Raw genomic sequence first — 15,427 nt, 5'->3', positions numbered from 1 at the left:
TCTCTGAACATCTATCACTTGAGCATCCCAAGGCTTTTAAGCTTGCGATAAATGGTATTGCGGCTTAATCCCAACATGCGTGAGGTTTTGCTGATATTACCTTGGTTCGCTTGATAAGTTTTTACCAGCTTATCTTCGACAGTCGAACGCATATCTTTGGTTTTCGGCACGCTAACGTCTTCAATCATACTGGTATGACTAAGCTTCTTAGCAAGATGATTTGGCACATGGCTAAATTCTAGTTGCGGCTCTCCTTGCGCCATCAATGAAGAGACTTTGATTAAGCTATCGAGTTCTCGCAGATTGCCAGGCCACACGTAAGTCATCATCAATGAAAGAAGGTGGGGACAAATGGTCTGTTCCGAATCAGAATGGCGTCGATGAATGTTCTCAATCAGTGCTTGCTTATCATTGCGCTCTTCAAAGCGAGGTAGCTCGACGATAAGTCCGTTGAGACGGTAGTAAAGATCCTGACGAAATACGCCTTGTTCAATCAACAACTCTAAGTCTTTGTGTGTTGCGGCGATGATTTGTGTATCAACTTGGATGGTTTGGTTTGAACCAACAGGAAGTACGGTTTTGTCTTGTAACACGTGGAGTAGGCGGCTTTGCGCTTCTAGAGGCAAATCTGCAATCTCATCTAAGAACAAGATGCCGTTGTGCGCTTGGCGGATTTTACCCTGATATCCTTTGCTGTTTGCACCAGTGAATGCACCTGAAACATAGCCAAACAGTTCAGATTCAACTAAGTCTTTGGGTAATGCCCCACAGTTAACTGATACCAAAGGACCACTCTTACGTTGGCTGTTTTTGTGTAACGCTTTGACGAATTCGTTTTTCCCTACACCGGTTTCTCCAAGAATAAGTAAGCTAATGTCTTTGTCGATAACGCGATTTGCTTGTTGCCAACAATGCTCGACCGTGGTGTCGCCATAATGAAGATCGTTGGATGCAGAAAGAGAGCGGGAAGACGTTTTACTCTCTGACAGAGGTTGAGTTTTAAACACCAGTGATTGACGGCTTAGCGAATTATCGAGTATCGAATCCAGAGATTGTCCAATCACATTCGGTTGATCAAGCAATTGCGAGGCGACTTGGTTATGCGCAAGGATTTGCCCTTCCTCATTGGCGATGATAATGCCTTGCCACCCACTGCTGAGTAACCCTTTTTCGCATGCTAAATCGACTCGAATATGTCCTTGAGGGATTTGATTGAGGAGTTGGTTTTCGACTTGCTGAACCATATTCTGGACCAGTACTTGCGTTGAGAAATCGTGCTTTTTCTCTTCGCTGGTAATGTCCAATACGCCCATTAAGTTACCCAAATGATCAAAGATTGGACTTGCTGAGCAACTGATAAAGCGATGATGTTGAATAAAGTGCTGATCACCAATAACAGACACCGGTTTGGCTTCTACTAAAGCAGTGCCAATGGCGTTGGTGCCTTTCAGTTTTTCTTGCCAGCACGCGCCAGAACTGAGCGCAATTTCGGTCAGTTTTTCTCGGAATTTAGGTTGCCCCCAGCTACCGATGATCACGCCATCCGCATCGGTCAGTATTAACCGACTGTCGCTGTGCGCAAACAACTGATTAAACAAAGGCAGGGCAAACCGCTTCACGGCATCGATTAAGAAGTTAAGCTGGTGGCGTCTGTCCTGCAGAAACGCAGAAGTGACGCGAATATCGTCAGGTCGACGTCGCTGTTTTAAACCCGCTTGTTCACTTCTGTCCCATGAAGTAGAAAGCCAGTTGTTGTTGGTAATGTGTTGAAGTTCCATGACTGTACCATTTTGTCACAGTGAGGGTGTGCCATTTTGGAACACTTGAACACTGGTGTTCACACCATACATCCGCTCAAACGTCACTCACTTAGTTTGTTATCGCTTGGTAATCATAGTTTTACATTTAATTAACAACAAGACGTGTATTGTTGGCATGTGACTTGAGTAATGAAGTGACAACATCGCTGAGTTGAACACTCGGTTGTTTAAAACAAAAAACTGAACGAGAACAAAAGGAAGAGTTATGATCTATGCACAGCCAGGTAGTGAAAATGCCGTCGTGAATTTTAAATCACATTACGACAACTACATCGGTGGCGAATGGGTGAAACCGAGGGGTGGGGAGTACTTCGATAATACGTCACCAATCAATGGTCAAGCGTATTGTAAGGTTGCTCGTTCTAGCGAGGCAGACATCAACCTTGCATTGGATGCAGCGCACAATGTAAGAGCAAAATGGGGCAAAACCAGCGTTACTGAGCGTGCCAACATTCTACTGAAAATAGCAGACCGCATTGAACAAAACCTTGAAGAACTTGCGGTAGCAGAGACATGGGAAAATGGTAAACCTGTGCGCGAAACACTGGCGGCGGATCTTCCTTTAGTGGTCGACCATTTCCGTTACTTCGCAGGCTGTATCCGTGCTCAAGAAGGCAGTGCGGCTGAGCTTGATGAACACACTGCAAGCTACCATTTCCCTGAACCAATTGGCGTTGTAGGACAGATCATTCCTTGGAATTTTCCAATGTTGATGGCGGCGTGGAAGCTTGCTCCTGCGTTGGCTGCTGGCTGTTGTGTGGTGCTCAAACCTGCCGAACAAACGCCAACTTCGATTCTCGTTCTGATGGAAAAGATTGGTGATCTCTTGCCAGCAGGCGTGGTGAACGTGGTCAACGGTTTTGGCTCAGAAGCAGGGCAAGCACTAGCAACCAGTAACCGAATTGCAAAGCTGGCATTCACGGGCTCAACCGAAGTAGGTAACCATATCTTAAAATGCGCAGCAGAGAATCTCATTCCATCAACCGTTGAGCTTGGTGGTAAGTCTCCGAATATCTACTTCCCAGATGTGTTTGATCATGAAGATGAATACCTAGATAAGTGTATTGAAGGCACGCTGCTTGCGTTCTTTAACCAAGGAGAGGTGTGTACCTGTCCATCACGTGTCTTGGTACATGAATCTGTGTACGACAAGTTTATTGCCAAGGTTGCGGAGCGCGCGAAGACCATTAAACAAGGTAACCCATTAGATACTGACACTCAGGTGGGGGCACAGGCATCGCAAGAACAATTCGATAAGATCCTGAGCTACCTAGAAATCGGACGCCAAGAAGGGGCCAAAGTCGTGTTTGGTGGTGATGTGGCGAAACAGGAAAACGACTTGGAGCAAGGCTACTATATTCAACCGACTTTGTTACAAGGTCACAATAAGATGCGCGTATTCCAAGAAGAGATCTTTGGTCCGGTCATTGCTGTGACTACTTTTAAAGACGAAGCAGAGGCGCTAGCGATTGCCAATGACACGGAATATGGTTTGGGTGCTGGTGTGTGGACGCGCGACCAAAACCTTGCTTACCGCATGGGGCGTAATATCGAAGCAGGGCGCATTTGGATTAACTGCTATCACGCGTATCCTGCACATGCTGCGTTCGGAGGCTACAAAAAATCAGGCATTGGTCGAGAAACCCATAAGATGATGCTCGATCACTACCAGAACACGAAGAACCTATTAATCAGCTACGACGTCAATCCGCTAGGCTTTTTCTAAAGCGAATGTATCGCAGTAAAATGTAATATACCCAAGTAACCTCGAGATGCTAGGTTCAGCTAGAATGACTTGGTTTGTAGACGCGGCGGCGATTTAAAGATCTAGTTATTACACTGCGTCGTTTTCCTTACTCTCGAATCAATGACAACGCTCTGAATCCTGCATCTTGAAGTCACTTGGGTATACCTATATAAGAAGAGCCCCCTAAGTCATTCAACTTAGGGGGCTCTTAATTAAAGTGAACTTCACGTTTCTAACTTGGATTAGGCTTTTACTGCATCAAAATCATCTGATTGAGAAGACGGTTTGAAGAACAGTTTTGTCTCTTCCAACACCACGTGGCGCAGAGCAATTAAACCAATTAGGTTAGGGATTGCCATTAGACCGTTTACGATATCAGCCAGTAGCCAAATCATATCTAGGTGAAGGAAAGCACCTGAAGCCACCAAACCAACAAAAATCAGTTTGTACGGAAGTACTGCTTTTGTACCGAATAGGAATACAACACAGCGCTCACCGTAGTAGTTCCAGCCAAGAATGGTGGTAAATGCGAAGAACATAAGACCGATAGACACCAGCATTGGACCTAATGTCTCTGCGTTAAGACCAACCGCAAATGCGTGTGTTGTCATCGCTGCACCTGCAAGGTCACTTTGCCATGCACCCGTAAGGATCAAAGCAAGACCAGTCATCGTACAGATGATGATGGTATCGAAGAAGGTACCCGTCATAGAAATCAGACCTTGTTTAACACAAGAATCCGTTTTCGCAGCAGCCGCAGCCATAGGCGCACTACCCAAACCAGATTCGTTTGAGAATACGCCACGAGCGATACCAGATTGGATTGCCAGCATAATACTTGCACCCAAGAAACCACCAGTTGCCGCTGTCGAAGTAAATGCAGACACCAATACAAGCTCAACTGCATTTAGCAATTGGTCTGCATTCATGATGATCACACTCAAACACGCTAGCACATAAAACAGCGCCATTGCTGGCACGACTTTACCTGCAACGCTAGCGATCGACTTAATACCGCCCAAGGTTACGAATGCCACTAATAGCGTCAGGATGAAGGCAGACAGCTCGCGGTTTACACCAAGAGAAATCTCACTTGCATCAAGAATTGCATTCACTTGAGGGAAGGTACCGATACCAAAACAGGCTACGCCCAGTGCAAATACCGCGAACATGATAGCTAGCGCTTTCGAGCCAACACCATATTGCAGGTAGTACATAGGACCACCAATCATTTGGCCTTTGTCGTCAACACGGCGGTATTTCACAGCAAGAAGACACTCAGCGTATTTGGTTGCCATTCCAAATAGGGCAGCTAGCCACATCCAGAATAGGGCACCAGGACCACCAAGTTTGATTGCTGTTGCAACACCAACAATGTTACCTGTACCAATAGTTGCAGACAGCGCAGTACATAGCGCTGCAAAGCTAGAAACGTCACCCTGTTTATCAGATGACTTATCTTTACTGAATACCATCGCTAACGCAGTTGGTAGGTGTTTAAACTGGATCAAGCCTAGGCTAAAAGTGAAGTAAACACCGGTTCCCACAAGCAAAAGCAGCAGTGGTGGACCCCAGACAAAGTTATCAATGGTTTGAAGTAAAGATTGTAGGTCGTTCATGATTTCCCCTTAATAAAACAACTAATAAGGAGAAGAGGGAAAGGACGAGATCAAGGATCTCTAATAGCCATGCTATTCAAAACAAAATAAGGCGGGAACGCCAAATAGTTAGGTTGTTACTTTCCACTCCTCTGTCCTTTTGCCTGAGAGTTTCACCCCGCACACATGTGCGGGACTTGCTCCTTCGGCGACCGATTTAACGGTTCTCTCCAGAGGTTCCTCCAACTACAGTCCCCGCTACCAAGGTAGCACCTGAAATAGTTAATTCTTCGGCGAGTTACCCTAACTAAATGTTAAAATTTAGTTAATAACCACTCTCCTGCAGTCTTCATCGGAACATTTACTCAATTAAATGAGTAAAGGTTAGTTAATGATGCTGGTCACCATTAACGTGTGAACTCTATCATGTTTTGTTACCATTTCAACACCAAATGACGATTTATTTTCAACACATTATGCGGACTTTGTGGTCTTAATTTCATAGGTTTGTCGATTAATTAAACAAATGAGTCAATCTTTTGTTCATTGTTTACTTGTATGGATGGCCGAAATCTAATTCGATTGAACGATGGGCGAGTAGAGCTGTGTCGATAAGTTATTCAGTTTAGAATAGAAAATTGATCAAAACGGGAGCAATCGCTTCAAAATCTACGCTAAGTTGACCGTAAGCGACGTAGAAATAGGTTACAATGTTTCTTTGCGAAACTGTCTATGGAATCAGATAAGTTCACATTATTGGACAAGGAGGCGGTATGACTAGATTGTTAGCCATTGCGGTATTGATTGGATTAGCGTTTGTGCTATTTCGTTATCGTACCAATGAAAAAGTCCAAAAAGCGACGGTCATTACGCTGATCAGCGCATTTTTAATTTATACCGCGTCAATCATGATTGCGGAACTCACTCGCTAGCAAACCGGTAGAGTCCTTGGAGTAAGATACGGTGACTTCTCAGAATAATATTGAAGATCAAGACGAAGTAGTTGTCATTGAGGAGCGCGATAAGCGTACCCACATTTATATTGCCATTGCGGCAGTACTGGGTTTGGCATTTGGTGGTTTGGCTGGGTCGGCAATGACAGCAAGTAAGTGGGAGTCCACTTACCAAGTGTTGGAAGAAAAGTACCAAGCACTAGCACAAGACAAGACGGATTTGGTTTCTCAAGTGAAAACACGCGAAGCGAGCTTGGATAAAGAAATCGATGCAAAAGTCGCGACGTTATTGGCAGAAAAAGAAGAAGCTCATAAAGCGGAACTAAAAGCGCTTCAAGCGCAGTTAACTGAAGTAGAAAAAGTGAATATTTCACTTGAGTCACAAGTGAAAGAACAGAAAGCGACGCTAAGTACCACTAAGAGTGAAAACGATAAGCTTAATCGCCAAGCCGATATGCAAGCGACCATCTTTGAGCGTTCACGTGAAGTGTTCCGTAAGGAGCTGCAAATCTCGCAAGAGTTGGAGTCTCTAGAGAAGGAGCGTGAATCGCTATTGCCTAAGATCGAAACGTTGAAAAAAGAGTGTGACGTTTTCCTAGAGGGCAAGTCTTGGGACGTGAAATCAGACGCGTGTGACCGACACGATGAAGCAAATTCTCGTTTAAGCCAAGTTGACCAACTTATTGAAGTTCACAAGATGGACCTAAAACAGATCAAAGACATCACGGCAGAGATGGGACTGTAGAGCAAGCGCTTTTCACTCCCCAGCTTGGTGATTAAGAAATACAAAAGGAGCTCTCAATGAGCTCCTTTTTTGTGTCTATCCGTCAGAACGGATTAACTCTAATTCGATGTCGATTAGATGCGAGAAGCGTCATAACCTGAAGCTAATAGCAATTCACGTTCATGTTTAATCAATTGTGCTCGGTCTTCAATCAGTTCATTCAACGCTTGAGACGGTTTACCAGCCAGTGATTTAAAGGCATCGAAAGACTCTGCGCTGTCGATTTGGTCAATCATACCACTGATAACATTACGTGCTTCGCAAGGGTTATCGTCAGTGGTGAAGTATTCAACTTGCTTTGCTGCAGACTTCATTTCGGTGAGCAGTTCTAGTGGACTACTTTCTTTTGCTACTGCCATGTAATTATCAAGTACACGTTTCGCATACAACAATTCTTTTAGTGGGATATCTCGGCCACTTACAATCAGCGATTCATTAAGGATCATACTTGAGCTCATGGGCATTCCTTTTTATCAATAATTCAAACTTCTTGGGCATTGATTTGAGTCTAATTTATTGCTGACTGAATGGGAATGCCTAAAATGCACATTTTTAACCGATCTTTCTGATTATTTACGTCCTTTTAGTGAGTAAATACGCAAATGGCGTATCTGGTAGAATCTTCAGATGATAAGGATGTCAAGTACTCGGAGTATCGACCGTTCGAACTCTGCATCAAATACGGGCTTTATTCGTCCTCAATATCAATTGATGAAGAAGCGGCCCGGTGTCACCCCAAAGCTTTGTTTGAATAGATGATTAAAAGCACTTACGCTCGTAAAGCCGCACTCAAATGCAACGGTAGTGACAGGGTGAGATTGCGCCAACAAAGTCAGAGAGTGGAATAATCTTGCTTGTTGACGATACTCGATGAAAGACATGCCAACTTCATTACGAAACAAGCGGCTCAAAGTACGGCTGCTGACGTTAATTTCTTCTGCCCATTGCTTTAGTGAACGATTGTCCGCAGGGGTCTCCAACAGTGAGTTACATACTTGTCCGAGTTTGGCGTTGTTGGGAAGAGGGATTTGAATGGACGCTTGTGGCGCGACTTTCAACTGATCCAACATAACCTGAACAATACGCCAATACGGTTCCGTGCTTGCTTGATCGGCAGGTTGCTCAGAAAGATGAATGATCATCTCACGCAGCATTGGTGACACATTGAGAACATCACTCTGATTTGGCAGCTCAATATCGATGCTTGGCAACAAGTAAACGTTTTTCATCGCCGCATCCCCATACATGTAGACCTTGTGTTTCTCATACGCTGGGATCCACACAGCCCTTTGAGGCGGAACGACCCATAACTTCAATTCTGTCTCGACCGCCATCACTCCACTGCTGGCGTACACCAATTGGTTATGTTGGTGGCAATGCCAGTCAATGACGTGCCCGTTGGGGTAGTGCTTGGGAATGACCACCGCCTCTAAGCGATTGATACTGGCGTCCAAACTGATGGCTTTGACGTTTTGGCTCATTTGAGCAATAACCTGTCTCGATGGAATCTATACGCCAAATGCTAGCCAGATAAACTGAGCTTGTCATTAATTAGCTTTCCGTTATTTTGTTTGGAGTCGAGATGAACCACTCAATTCACGCGGGTGTCCTTAATGTGGGGCACTCACTTAATCATTATTTCTTGCTCATTTTTCCTTCTGTCGTACTAACGCTGCATAAAGAATGGAACATGAGTTACGCCACACTACTTCAAGTAGGAAGTGCAGCCATGTTGGTTTATGGCGTGATGTCGCTACCGGCTGGTTGGCTAGCGGATCGTTGGAGCCGAAAAGGCATGATGATCGTTTTCTACTTTGGGATGGGCATCTCTGCGTTACTTACCGCTCTCGCGCAAACGCCATGGCAAATGGGATTGGGGCTTTGCGCCATTGCCTTGTTTGCCGCGATTTATCATCCTGTTGGTATTGCACTTATCTTCAGCTCTGCAAACAAAACAGGCAGGGCTATCGCGGTAAATGGGCTGGCAGGCAACTTAGGTTTGGCATTTGCGGCAATGGGGACCGCTTTGTTATGCCAATGGTTCTCTTGGCAAGCCGCATTTTATATTCCAGGTATCGTATGTTTGTTAACTGGCGTTATGTACTGGTTTGCATCGAAAGACGTTACCGGTATCGAACATGTGAAAAATATACGTGACGACGTAACGATACCTTTGCGACAACTCAAAGTGCTGTTCGCTTGTGTGGCGGTGATTGTCTTCTTCGGTGGTTTGGTCTTTCAATCTACTACGACCTCGTTACCAAAAATCATGGACGCACAGTTTAGCCAATCGTTGAGCCTTTCAAGCACGTTGACCACCTCTATTTTTGTCTGTGCTGCGTTTATTCAGCTTGTTGTGGGTGAGTTGATAGATCGTGTTGATATCAAAAAGCTGCTCGCCTGCATTACTGGTGGGCAGCTGTTATTCCTGCTATTGGCGACGGTTACTCATGAATGGTCTTTGGTTCTGGTTTTTGTTGGTTTGATGTTGTGTACGTACGCGCAAATACCGGTGAACGATTGGCTTATTGGCCGTTATTCCGATGCGAAATGGCGCTCTAGGATCTACGCCGTTAAGTACACATTAAGCTTTAGTACCGGACCTATCGCGTATTGGCTTATTGCTTCTACCTATGCTCATACACAAGAGTTTGTATTGATGTATTTCATCCTTGCCGGTGGGATGGGGGTCGCACTACTGAGTGCAACGTTAATGCCTTCGTCAAGCAAAAGAAAACCGGCTAGCACCATACTAGTGAAACAGTGAAACAAAAGGGAGCGCGTCGGGCGCTCCTTATCACGATCCGTGCTTACACAAAGAGTAAGACCGAAAACACAGTTTGAAAGAATGAACTCACTCTAGATTGGTTGGTTCTTACTGGTTCTGGTTTTGGTGTATTTCGATGGCGCTCGGCACTTAATGTATAGTAAGAGTAGTAAATGGTATTCATATTGACCTCCTGTATGACTTTAGAGATAGTATGAAAGTCTAATTGGGAACAAATAACGAACACATGAATATGGATAGTTCATCTTTTAAATCTACCTCGCATTTGAGCCGCTTACGTCAATTGAGTCGGCACTATCAAACTCAGGAGAGAAAGCCAGTCACCATCGCATCACTAGCAGAACAACTGCAATGTAGCGATCGAAATGTCAGTAAATTAATGGTGGCAATGGAATCATATGGTTGGGTGACTTGGGCTCCGGGTAAGGGGCGGGGAAACGTGTCCACGCTCACACTACTTGTGACGTTTGAAGAGGCGTTAAAGCAGGCATTAGAAGAATGGGTTAAAGCGGGAAAAATCAACCAAGCACATCAACTTGCAGAGCAGTTTGATGGCGAATTGGTGTTTCAAGAAAACTTGCCTCTGTGGTTGGGTGATGCGCAAACCGAACTGAACAAGCAAAATACCCTGGTTTATATCGCACCTTATCAATTACCAGAGTGGCGACCACATCAAGCTCACTCTGTGCGTTCGGTGATGCTAATAGATAGCATTTACAATACATTGCTGCGTTTTGACCCTCACTCTCAAAGCATCTTGCCCGAACTTGCGCACGCATTTGAAAATAAGGGAGACCACGTTCGAATTCGCTTGCGCAGTGACGTGACCTTCCACAATGGCAAGCGATTGAGCGGCACTGATATTAAAGCGAACTTTGAGCGAAGATTAAACGAGGCTCATCCGTTTTCGGTCCTGTTTCGCCACCTTGATTCTATCAATGTCGAAGGGCAATGGGTGACGTTTTATCTACGTCAAAATGACCCTGTATTCCTCAATTTATTGTGTGATAAACACACGGCAATTATGGATTGTGAACAGCCACATAAGCCTATTGGAACAGGCCCCTATTATGCGGAACGATTGGAGAGTCACCATTGGACACTCAAAAGAAATCCTCGGTATTTTGGCATTGGTGGGTTGATTGATATGGCTGAATTTTGGTCATTGTCACCCTGTAGCAAAGTGGGTCATGCGCACATTCAGCAAATGCAGCGCGCGATTCATCTTGATAATGTCGGAGATGATCACAGTAAGCAAAATGGTTGTTCTGTCCTTCATTTTTTCTACCACAAAAACCAATTGAGCAAGCAAGAGCGTGCTTGGATTGTTCATCACTTTAGAAAGCATGCTGATCAGCGCGTAGAGTTAGCAAATAGTCTGATGAACGAGCACCAAGACAAAGGTTTTCACTTGTTTGAAAGCCAAATGACAAAGCCAAAGCGTCCAGTGGTGATCGAAATTCGTGAGAACTTGAAGCCAGAGCTTGATCCACTCATTGAGATACTTTCCGAGCTTGGTGTTGAGTGGACGATTCAAAGTCCAGACGACGAGAAACGTGCGATCGCTGATGTCGGTTATGGTTGTTACGTATTTGGCGATGACCGAGCTTATCAGTATTACGAGTGGATGCTTGCCAGTGACGCGTTTACTCGATGTTTGAGCGAGAAAGAGAAAAACAGTTTAGTGCAGTTCGTTGATGGATTGATGCGTGAAAGTGAAGACAGTCATGGATTGCTAGAGAAGCTATTCCGAGCGGAGGATTGGTTGATACAGAACTACCATTATGCGCCGCTTTGGAGAGAGCACATTGTCTACTCTCAATCTGAAGAACTGCATGGAGCAGAAACTGACCGAATGGGTGTGATGTCTTTGAAAAACATGTGGCTTGAATAGGGACTGCAGACACTAAGAATACAACAATGTGAGAAAACAAAAAGGAGCGCATTGGGCGCTCCTTTTATTCATTTATAGCTCAATGAATGTTTGGTATGACTACTGAACCGCTTTGGATGCATACCAGTTGTTTTGGTACGCCTTAGAAGCAAATAGTGCATTGGCTTTCGCGCGTTCAATAACGGCTGGATCAACGTCCATCGGCTCCATGGTTTGTTTATCAAAATCGTATTGCATTGTTGATACTTTCTCACCCGGAGAGAATACAACAAGGTTATCTCGGGTTAGGTAACCAAAGTTCTTGTCATATTGCATCATTGCACGTTCATCTTCACGAGCCAAAGGCTTAGTCAGGTCGCGACCGATCATCGGTGTTTTTGCATCGATACCAATCAAAGACAGCAGTGTTGGTGGCATGTCGATGTTGTTTGCAATGCGGTCATCTTTGCGCGGTTTGATGTCTTTACCAATGATTAAAGCAGGAATGTGGAAGTGCTTCACTGGCACCAAGTTCGCACCGAATACTCGAGCATCATGGTCAGCAATGACGATGAAGATAGTATCGTCCCAGTAAGAAGATTTTTTCGCTTTATCAAAGAACGTACCAATCGCATAGTCTGAGTATTTAACGGCATTGTTGCGCGTCATATGCTCAGCATCGTAAGGTTCAATCTTACCTTCTGGGTATTCGTATGGGCTGTGGTTACTCGAACTGAATACTAAGCTAAAGAAAGGCTTGTCAGTTTTCGATAAGCGCTCAAACTCTTGGTCCGCTTTAGTGTAAAGATCTTCATCACTTACACCCCAAGAGCCAACAAACTCTGGGTTCTCATAGTCTTTTTCTTCCACAATCTGGTCGAAGCCGTTACCGAAGAAGAAGGTTTTCATGTTATCGAAGTTTGCTTCACCACCATAAATAAACTCAGTGTGGTAACCGCGGTTTTTCAGTAAGTCAGCAATAGTAAAGAAACCTGTTTGGCTTTTGCTTAGTTTTACCACTGCGCGCGATGGTGATGGTGGGAAACCTGTTGTCACCGCTTCGATACCACGAACAGAACGCGTACCCGTTGCGTACATCTGAGTGAACTGCCAGCCTTCATTCATCAACTTGTCGAAGTTAGGCGTAAGAGGAAGACCACCCAGAGAACCAACGAATTGAGCGCCCAAACTTTCTTGAAGCAAGATAACCAAGTTCTTTGGCTTTCCTTGATATGTTGCTTGGTTGCTGTTCATGGTTGGAAGTAAAGATGGATCAAAATCAGACTTAGCAGAAGAGGCGCGAACGATGTCGAGCATCTTCTGATCATCCATTTTTCCGTAAAACTGCTCTGCGCTTTTTTCTGACTTCATGTTGTTGACAGCAAACAACAGTGAATAGGAAGAGTTGAGTGCCAGATCGTTCATTAGAGGATCATTCGAAAATGCCACCATTGCAGGGTTAAGAGGGCGGTGACCCAAAGATGAACGAGCGCCAGCGACACCAATCAGAACCACTAAAATTGCAAGAACAGGACGCCATTTCCAGTTTACTTGCTGAGCGTTATCCGTCAGTTTCTTACTCCATTTCCAACCTAAGAAAAGCGTAATAACCGTACCAAGCGTGCCGATGAACAGTTCTAACTTGTAGCCAGTCCAAAGCATGCTGAATACTTCTTTCGGATAAATGAGGTATTCCACGAACAAACGGTTCGGACGAAGATCGTATTCTTGTATAAATGGAGCGGTAGCAAGCTCCATGTATACCAAGATCCATAGACCAGCGACCATCCAACAACGGAGTAACCATTTCCAGCACTCACCAATCTTACCGGTCACCGGTAACAGCGCAGATAGTAAGCCTGGCAGGATAAACAACCAACAAATCGTTGCAAAATCGACGCGTAAACCCTGACCAAGAATGTAAATAAGGTCGTTAAAAGATTCGATCCGGTCAGAGAGCCAAAAGGCTAATAAAATCCGCGAAGTGGACAAAAAGACAAGCGAAAATAGCGCAAATACAGCAACAGGCTGTAAAGGCCCAAAGGTGGGCTTTTTCATAAATATTCCCTAATTTACTGATGTGTTTGGTTTTTATGATGCGTCTTGTATCAAAGAAAACGTGAAACAAACGTGAAATATAAGGCTTATCTATAAATTTAATTGTAATGATTGGTACGGCTTTGTAAGGAGGCGTAATGCGATATGGCATGCGCTACGAAGTTTGCTCCGTTGGGGGAGGTAATATTCATGGGTTGATTTCGATAGAGTTCTTATTTAGGGTAATAGCTATGAACTATTTCGCGATTTCTACCTCGACTTTCTGCTGCTGCACCTTCCAAAACGTGCGGCGGCTTTCGCGTATCTATTAGTTAGTAAAAATTTCATCGACATATTAAAGGCCGCAGATGTTTTCATCCGCGGTCTTTTTGCATTTAAAGGAATAACAATATGAGCCAACAAAAACTACAACTTTTCAATACACTGGGACGTACTCTTGAGCCGTTCAATTCCATCGAATCAGGAAAAGTAGGTTTGTACGCGTGTGGTCCGACGGTATATGACTACGCTCATGCTGGGAATTTAAGAACCTATCTGTTTGTCGATGTTTTAAGACGCGCGCTAGAGCTCAATGGTTATGTCGTAAATCACGTTATGAACATCACAGATGTTGGTCACTTGGTGTCTGACGCCGATACTGGCGAAGACAAAATGGAGAAGGGGGCAAGGAAACAAAACAAATCTGCTTGGGCGATTGCAAAGTATTTTGAAGACGCGTTTTTAGGTGACCTGAAAAGCCTCAATATCATTAGCCCTTCGGTCATTTGCCGTGCTACAGAACATATAGAGGAACAGATTGAGTTTGTACAAGAGCTTGAACAAAAAGGCTTTACCTATCAAACCTCAGACGGTGTTTACTTTGATTCAGCGAAGCTTCCGGATTACGGAAAACTTGCCAAACTGGATCGCGAAGGATTAGAGGCGGGCATCCGTGTCGAAATGGCAGAGAAAAAGAGCTCAACCGATTTTGCGCTATGGAAGTTTAGCGGTAGTACACCAAGACAAATGGAGTGGGAAAGTCCGTGGGGTGTGGGATTTCCGGGGTGGCATATTGAATGTTCTGCGATGGCAGAGAAGTACCTTGGGGAAGTATTCGATATTCATGTCGGTGGGGAAGACCATATCCCTGTTCATCACACTAACGAAATAGCCCAATGCCAAGCGAAGAATGGGCACGTACAAGCGAATTTCTGGCTGCATGGTTTCTTCCTTCAATTGAATAAAGAGAAGGTCTCTAAATCGGGTACATCGCTTCGTCTTGAAGCATTAATCGAGAAAGGCTATGACCCTTTAGCTTACCGTTATCTGGTGCTGACCAGTCATTATCGCAGTCATTTGAGTTTCTCGTGGGAGAGCTTGGACGCCGCACAAACCGCTTTTAAGCGTCTGAAAGCAAAAGTGTTGGCATTGCCAGAAGGTGGCAAAGTCGACCAAACGTTTGTTGAGCGTTTTGTGTCAATCATTAACAACGATTTAGCCATGCCACAAGCGATTGCATTAATGTGGGAGTTACTTGGAAGCGCATTAAACGACGCGGATAAAAAGGCAACAATACGCTACTTTGACCGTGTATTTGGTTTAGAACTTGATAAGGTAGAGGAAGAAGCAATTCCTCGCGAGATCTTGGAATTGGTTGAATTGCGCTTGCAAATGAAAAAGCAGAAGGAGTATCAACAAGCCGACGAAATTCGTCAGAAAGTTACCGAGCTCGGTTATAGAATCAACGATACTGGTAATAGCTCAACGGTGAGTAAACAAGGTTAGGAAAGCCAGAAAACAAAAGGCTCACTACGATAGTGAGCCTTT

Annotated in this window: 11 protein-coding genes and 1 riboswitch; of the genes, 6 read left to right on the top strand and 5 right to left on the bottom strand. The window is 44.6% G+C overall.

Going from position 1 to position 15,427, the window contains the following annotated elements; translation table 11 throughout:
• Positions 1–14 precede the first annotated feature (14 nt).
• On the bottom strand, positions 15–1,778 hold the full coding sequence (locus OH463_RS19510) for a sigma-54-dependent Fis family transcriptional regulator (RefSeq protein ID WP_269992205.1): 1,764 nt from the start codon (positions 1,776–1,778) through the stop codon (positions 15–17).
• A 247-nt stretch (positions 1,779–2,025) separates the two neighbouring features.
• Here OH463_RS19510 and exaC point away from each other — a divergent pair, with 247 nt between their 5' ends.
• Entirely contained in the window at positions 2,026–3,546 is a 1,521-nt protein-coding gene (gene exaC / locus OH463_RS19505; protein WP_050922522.1) for an acetaldehyde dehydrogenase ExaC, read from the top strand.
• Between the two features lie 263 nt (positions 3,547–3,809).
• On the opposite strand, the gene OH463_RS19500 is transcribed toward exaC, so the two are convergent.
• Positions 3,810–5,186 carry an alanine/glycine:cation symporter family protein gene (locus OH463_RS19500; RefSeq protein WP_005446084.1) on the bottom strand — a complete coding sequence of 459 codons (1,377 nt, stop codon included), beginning with the start codon at positions 5,184–5,186 and terminating at the stop codon, positions 3,810–3,812.
• Positions 5,187–5,307: 121 nt separating this feature from the next.
• A riboswitch (glycine riboswitch) is annotated at positions 5,308–5,409 on the bottom strand.
• Between the two features lie 529 nt (positions 5,410–5,938).
• Between OH463_RS19500 and OH463_RS19495 the strand changes: the two genes are divergently transcribed.
• Positions 5,939–6,097, top strand: coding sequence for a hypothetical protein (locus OH463_RS19495; protein ID WP_005446082.1), 159 nt, complete (start codon positions 5,939–5,941; stop codon positions 6,095–6,097).
• Positions 6,098–6,128: 31 nt separating this feature from the next.
• Positions 6,129–6,863, top strand: a complete 735-nt coding sequence (locus OH463_RS19490) for a hypothetical protein (protein ID WP_009702107.1) — start codon at positions 6,129–6,131, stop codon at positions 6,861–6,863.
• A gap of 113 nt (positions 6,864–6,976) precedes the next feature.
• On the opposite strand, the gene OH463_RS19485 is transcribed toward OH463_RS19490, so the two are convergent.
• Both OH463_RS19485 and OH463_RS19480 read right to left on the bottom strand, forming a co-directional pair.
• Positions 6,977–7,360 (bottom strand): hypothetical protein, encoded by a 384-nt coding sequence (locus OH463_RS19485; protein ID WP_005446079.1) that lies wholly within the window; start codon positions 7,358–7,360, stop codon positions 6,977–6,979.
• Between the two features lie 246 nt (positions 7,361–7,606).
• Positions 7,607–8,383: an AraC family transcriptional regulator gene (locus OH463_RS19480; protein WP_269992199.1), complete on the bottom strand. Its 777-nt coding sequence runs from the start codon at positions 8,381–8,383 to the stop codon at positions 7,607–7,609.
• A 101-nt stretch (positions 8,384–8,484) separates the two neighbouring features.
• Here OH463_RS19480 and OH463_RS19475 point away from each other — a divergent pair, with 101 nt between their 5' ends.
• On the top strand, positions 8,485–9,669 hold the full coding sequence (locus tag OH463_RS19475; RefSeq protein ID WP_269992197.1) for an MFS transporter: 1,185 nt from the start codon (positions 8,485–8,487) through the stop codon (positions 9,667–9,669).
• A 247-nt stretch (positions 9,670–9,916) separates the two neighbouring features.
• Complete coding sequence (locus OH463_RS19470) at positions 9,917–11,584, top strand: SgrR family transcriptional regulator (RefSeq protein WP_080585331.1); 1,668 nt, start codon at positions 9,917–9,919, stop codon at positions 11,582–11,584.
• Positions 11,585–11,683: 99 nt separating this feature from the next.
• On the opposite strand, the gene OH463_RS19465 is transcribed toward OH463_RS19470, so the two are convergent.
• Positions 11,684–13,621, bottom strand: coding sequence for an LTA synthase family protein (locus OH463_RS19465; protein ID WP_005446071.1), 1,938 nt, complete (start codon positions 13,619–13,621; stop codon positions 11,684–11,686).
• A 390-nt stretch (positions 13,622–14,011) separates the two neighbouring features.
• On the opposite strand from OH463_RS19465, the gene cysS reads away from it, so the two are divergent.
• The gene (cysS, locus tag OH463_RS19460; RefSeq protein ID WP_009697461.1) at positions 14,012–15,385 is read left to right on the top strand and encodes a cysteine--tRNA ligase; all 1,374 of its coding nucleotides are present in this window, start codon (positions 14,012–14,014) and stop codon (positions 15,383–15,385) included.
• Positions 15,386–15,427 lie beyond the last annotated feature (42 nt).

The sequence above is a fragment of the Vibrio sp. NFR genome (assembly GCF_027587095.1).
Classification (GTDB): domain Bacteria; phylum Pseudomonadota; class Gammaproteobacteria; order Enterobacterales; family Vibrionaceae; genus Vibrio; species Vibrio harveyi.
The sequence above is the reverse complement of the archived record's forward strand: the minus strand, read 5'-3'. Positions and strand labels throughout refer to the sequence as shown.

What these genes read in the sequence shown, in the direction of transcription:
- OH463_RS19510 (WP_269992205.1), bottom strand. Translation starts at nt 1,778, where the DNA reads ATGGAACTTCAACACATTACCAACAACAACTGGCTTTCTACTTCATGG.
- exaC (WP_050922522.1), top strand. Translation starts at nt 2,026, where the DNA reads ATGATCTATGCACAGCCAGGTAGTGAAAATGCCGTCGTGAATTTTAAA.
- OH463_RS19500 (WP_005446084.1), bottom strand. Translation starts at nt 5,186, where the DNA reads ATGAACGACCTACAATCTTTACTTCAAACCATTGATAACTTTGTCTGG.
- OH463_RS19495 (WP_005446082.1), top strand. Translation starts at nt 5,939, where the DNA reads ATGACTAGATTGTTAGCCATTGCGGTATTGATTGGATTAGCGTTTGTG.
- OH463_RS19485 (WP_005446079.1), bottom strand. Translation starts at nt 7,360, where the DNA reads ATGAGCTCAAGTATGATCCTTAATGAATCGCTGATTGTAAGTGGCCGA.
- OH463_RS19480 (WP_269992199.1), bottom strand. Translation starts at nt 8,383, where the DNA reads ATGAGCCAAAACGTCAAAGCCATCAGTTTGGACGCCAGTATCAATCGC.
- OH463_RS19475 (WP_269992197.1), top strand. Translation starts at nt 8,485, where the DNA reads ATGAACCACTCAATTCACGCGGGTGTCCTTAATGTGGGGCACTCACTT.
- OH463_RS19470 (WP_080585331.1), top strand. Translation starts at nt 9,917, where the DNA reads ATGAATATGGATAGTTCATCTTTTAAATCTACCTCGCATTTGAGCCGC.
- OH463_RS19465 (WP_005446071.1), bottom strand. Translation starts at nt 13,621, where the DNA reads ATGAAAAAGCCCACCTTTGGGCCTTTACAGCCTGTTGCTGTATTTGCG.
- cysS (WP_009697461.1), top strand. Translation starts at nt 14,012, where the DNA reads ATGAGCCAACAAAAACTACAACTTTTCAATACACTGGGACGTACTCTT.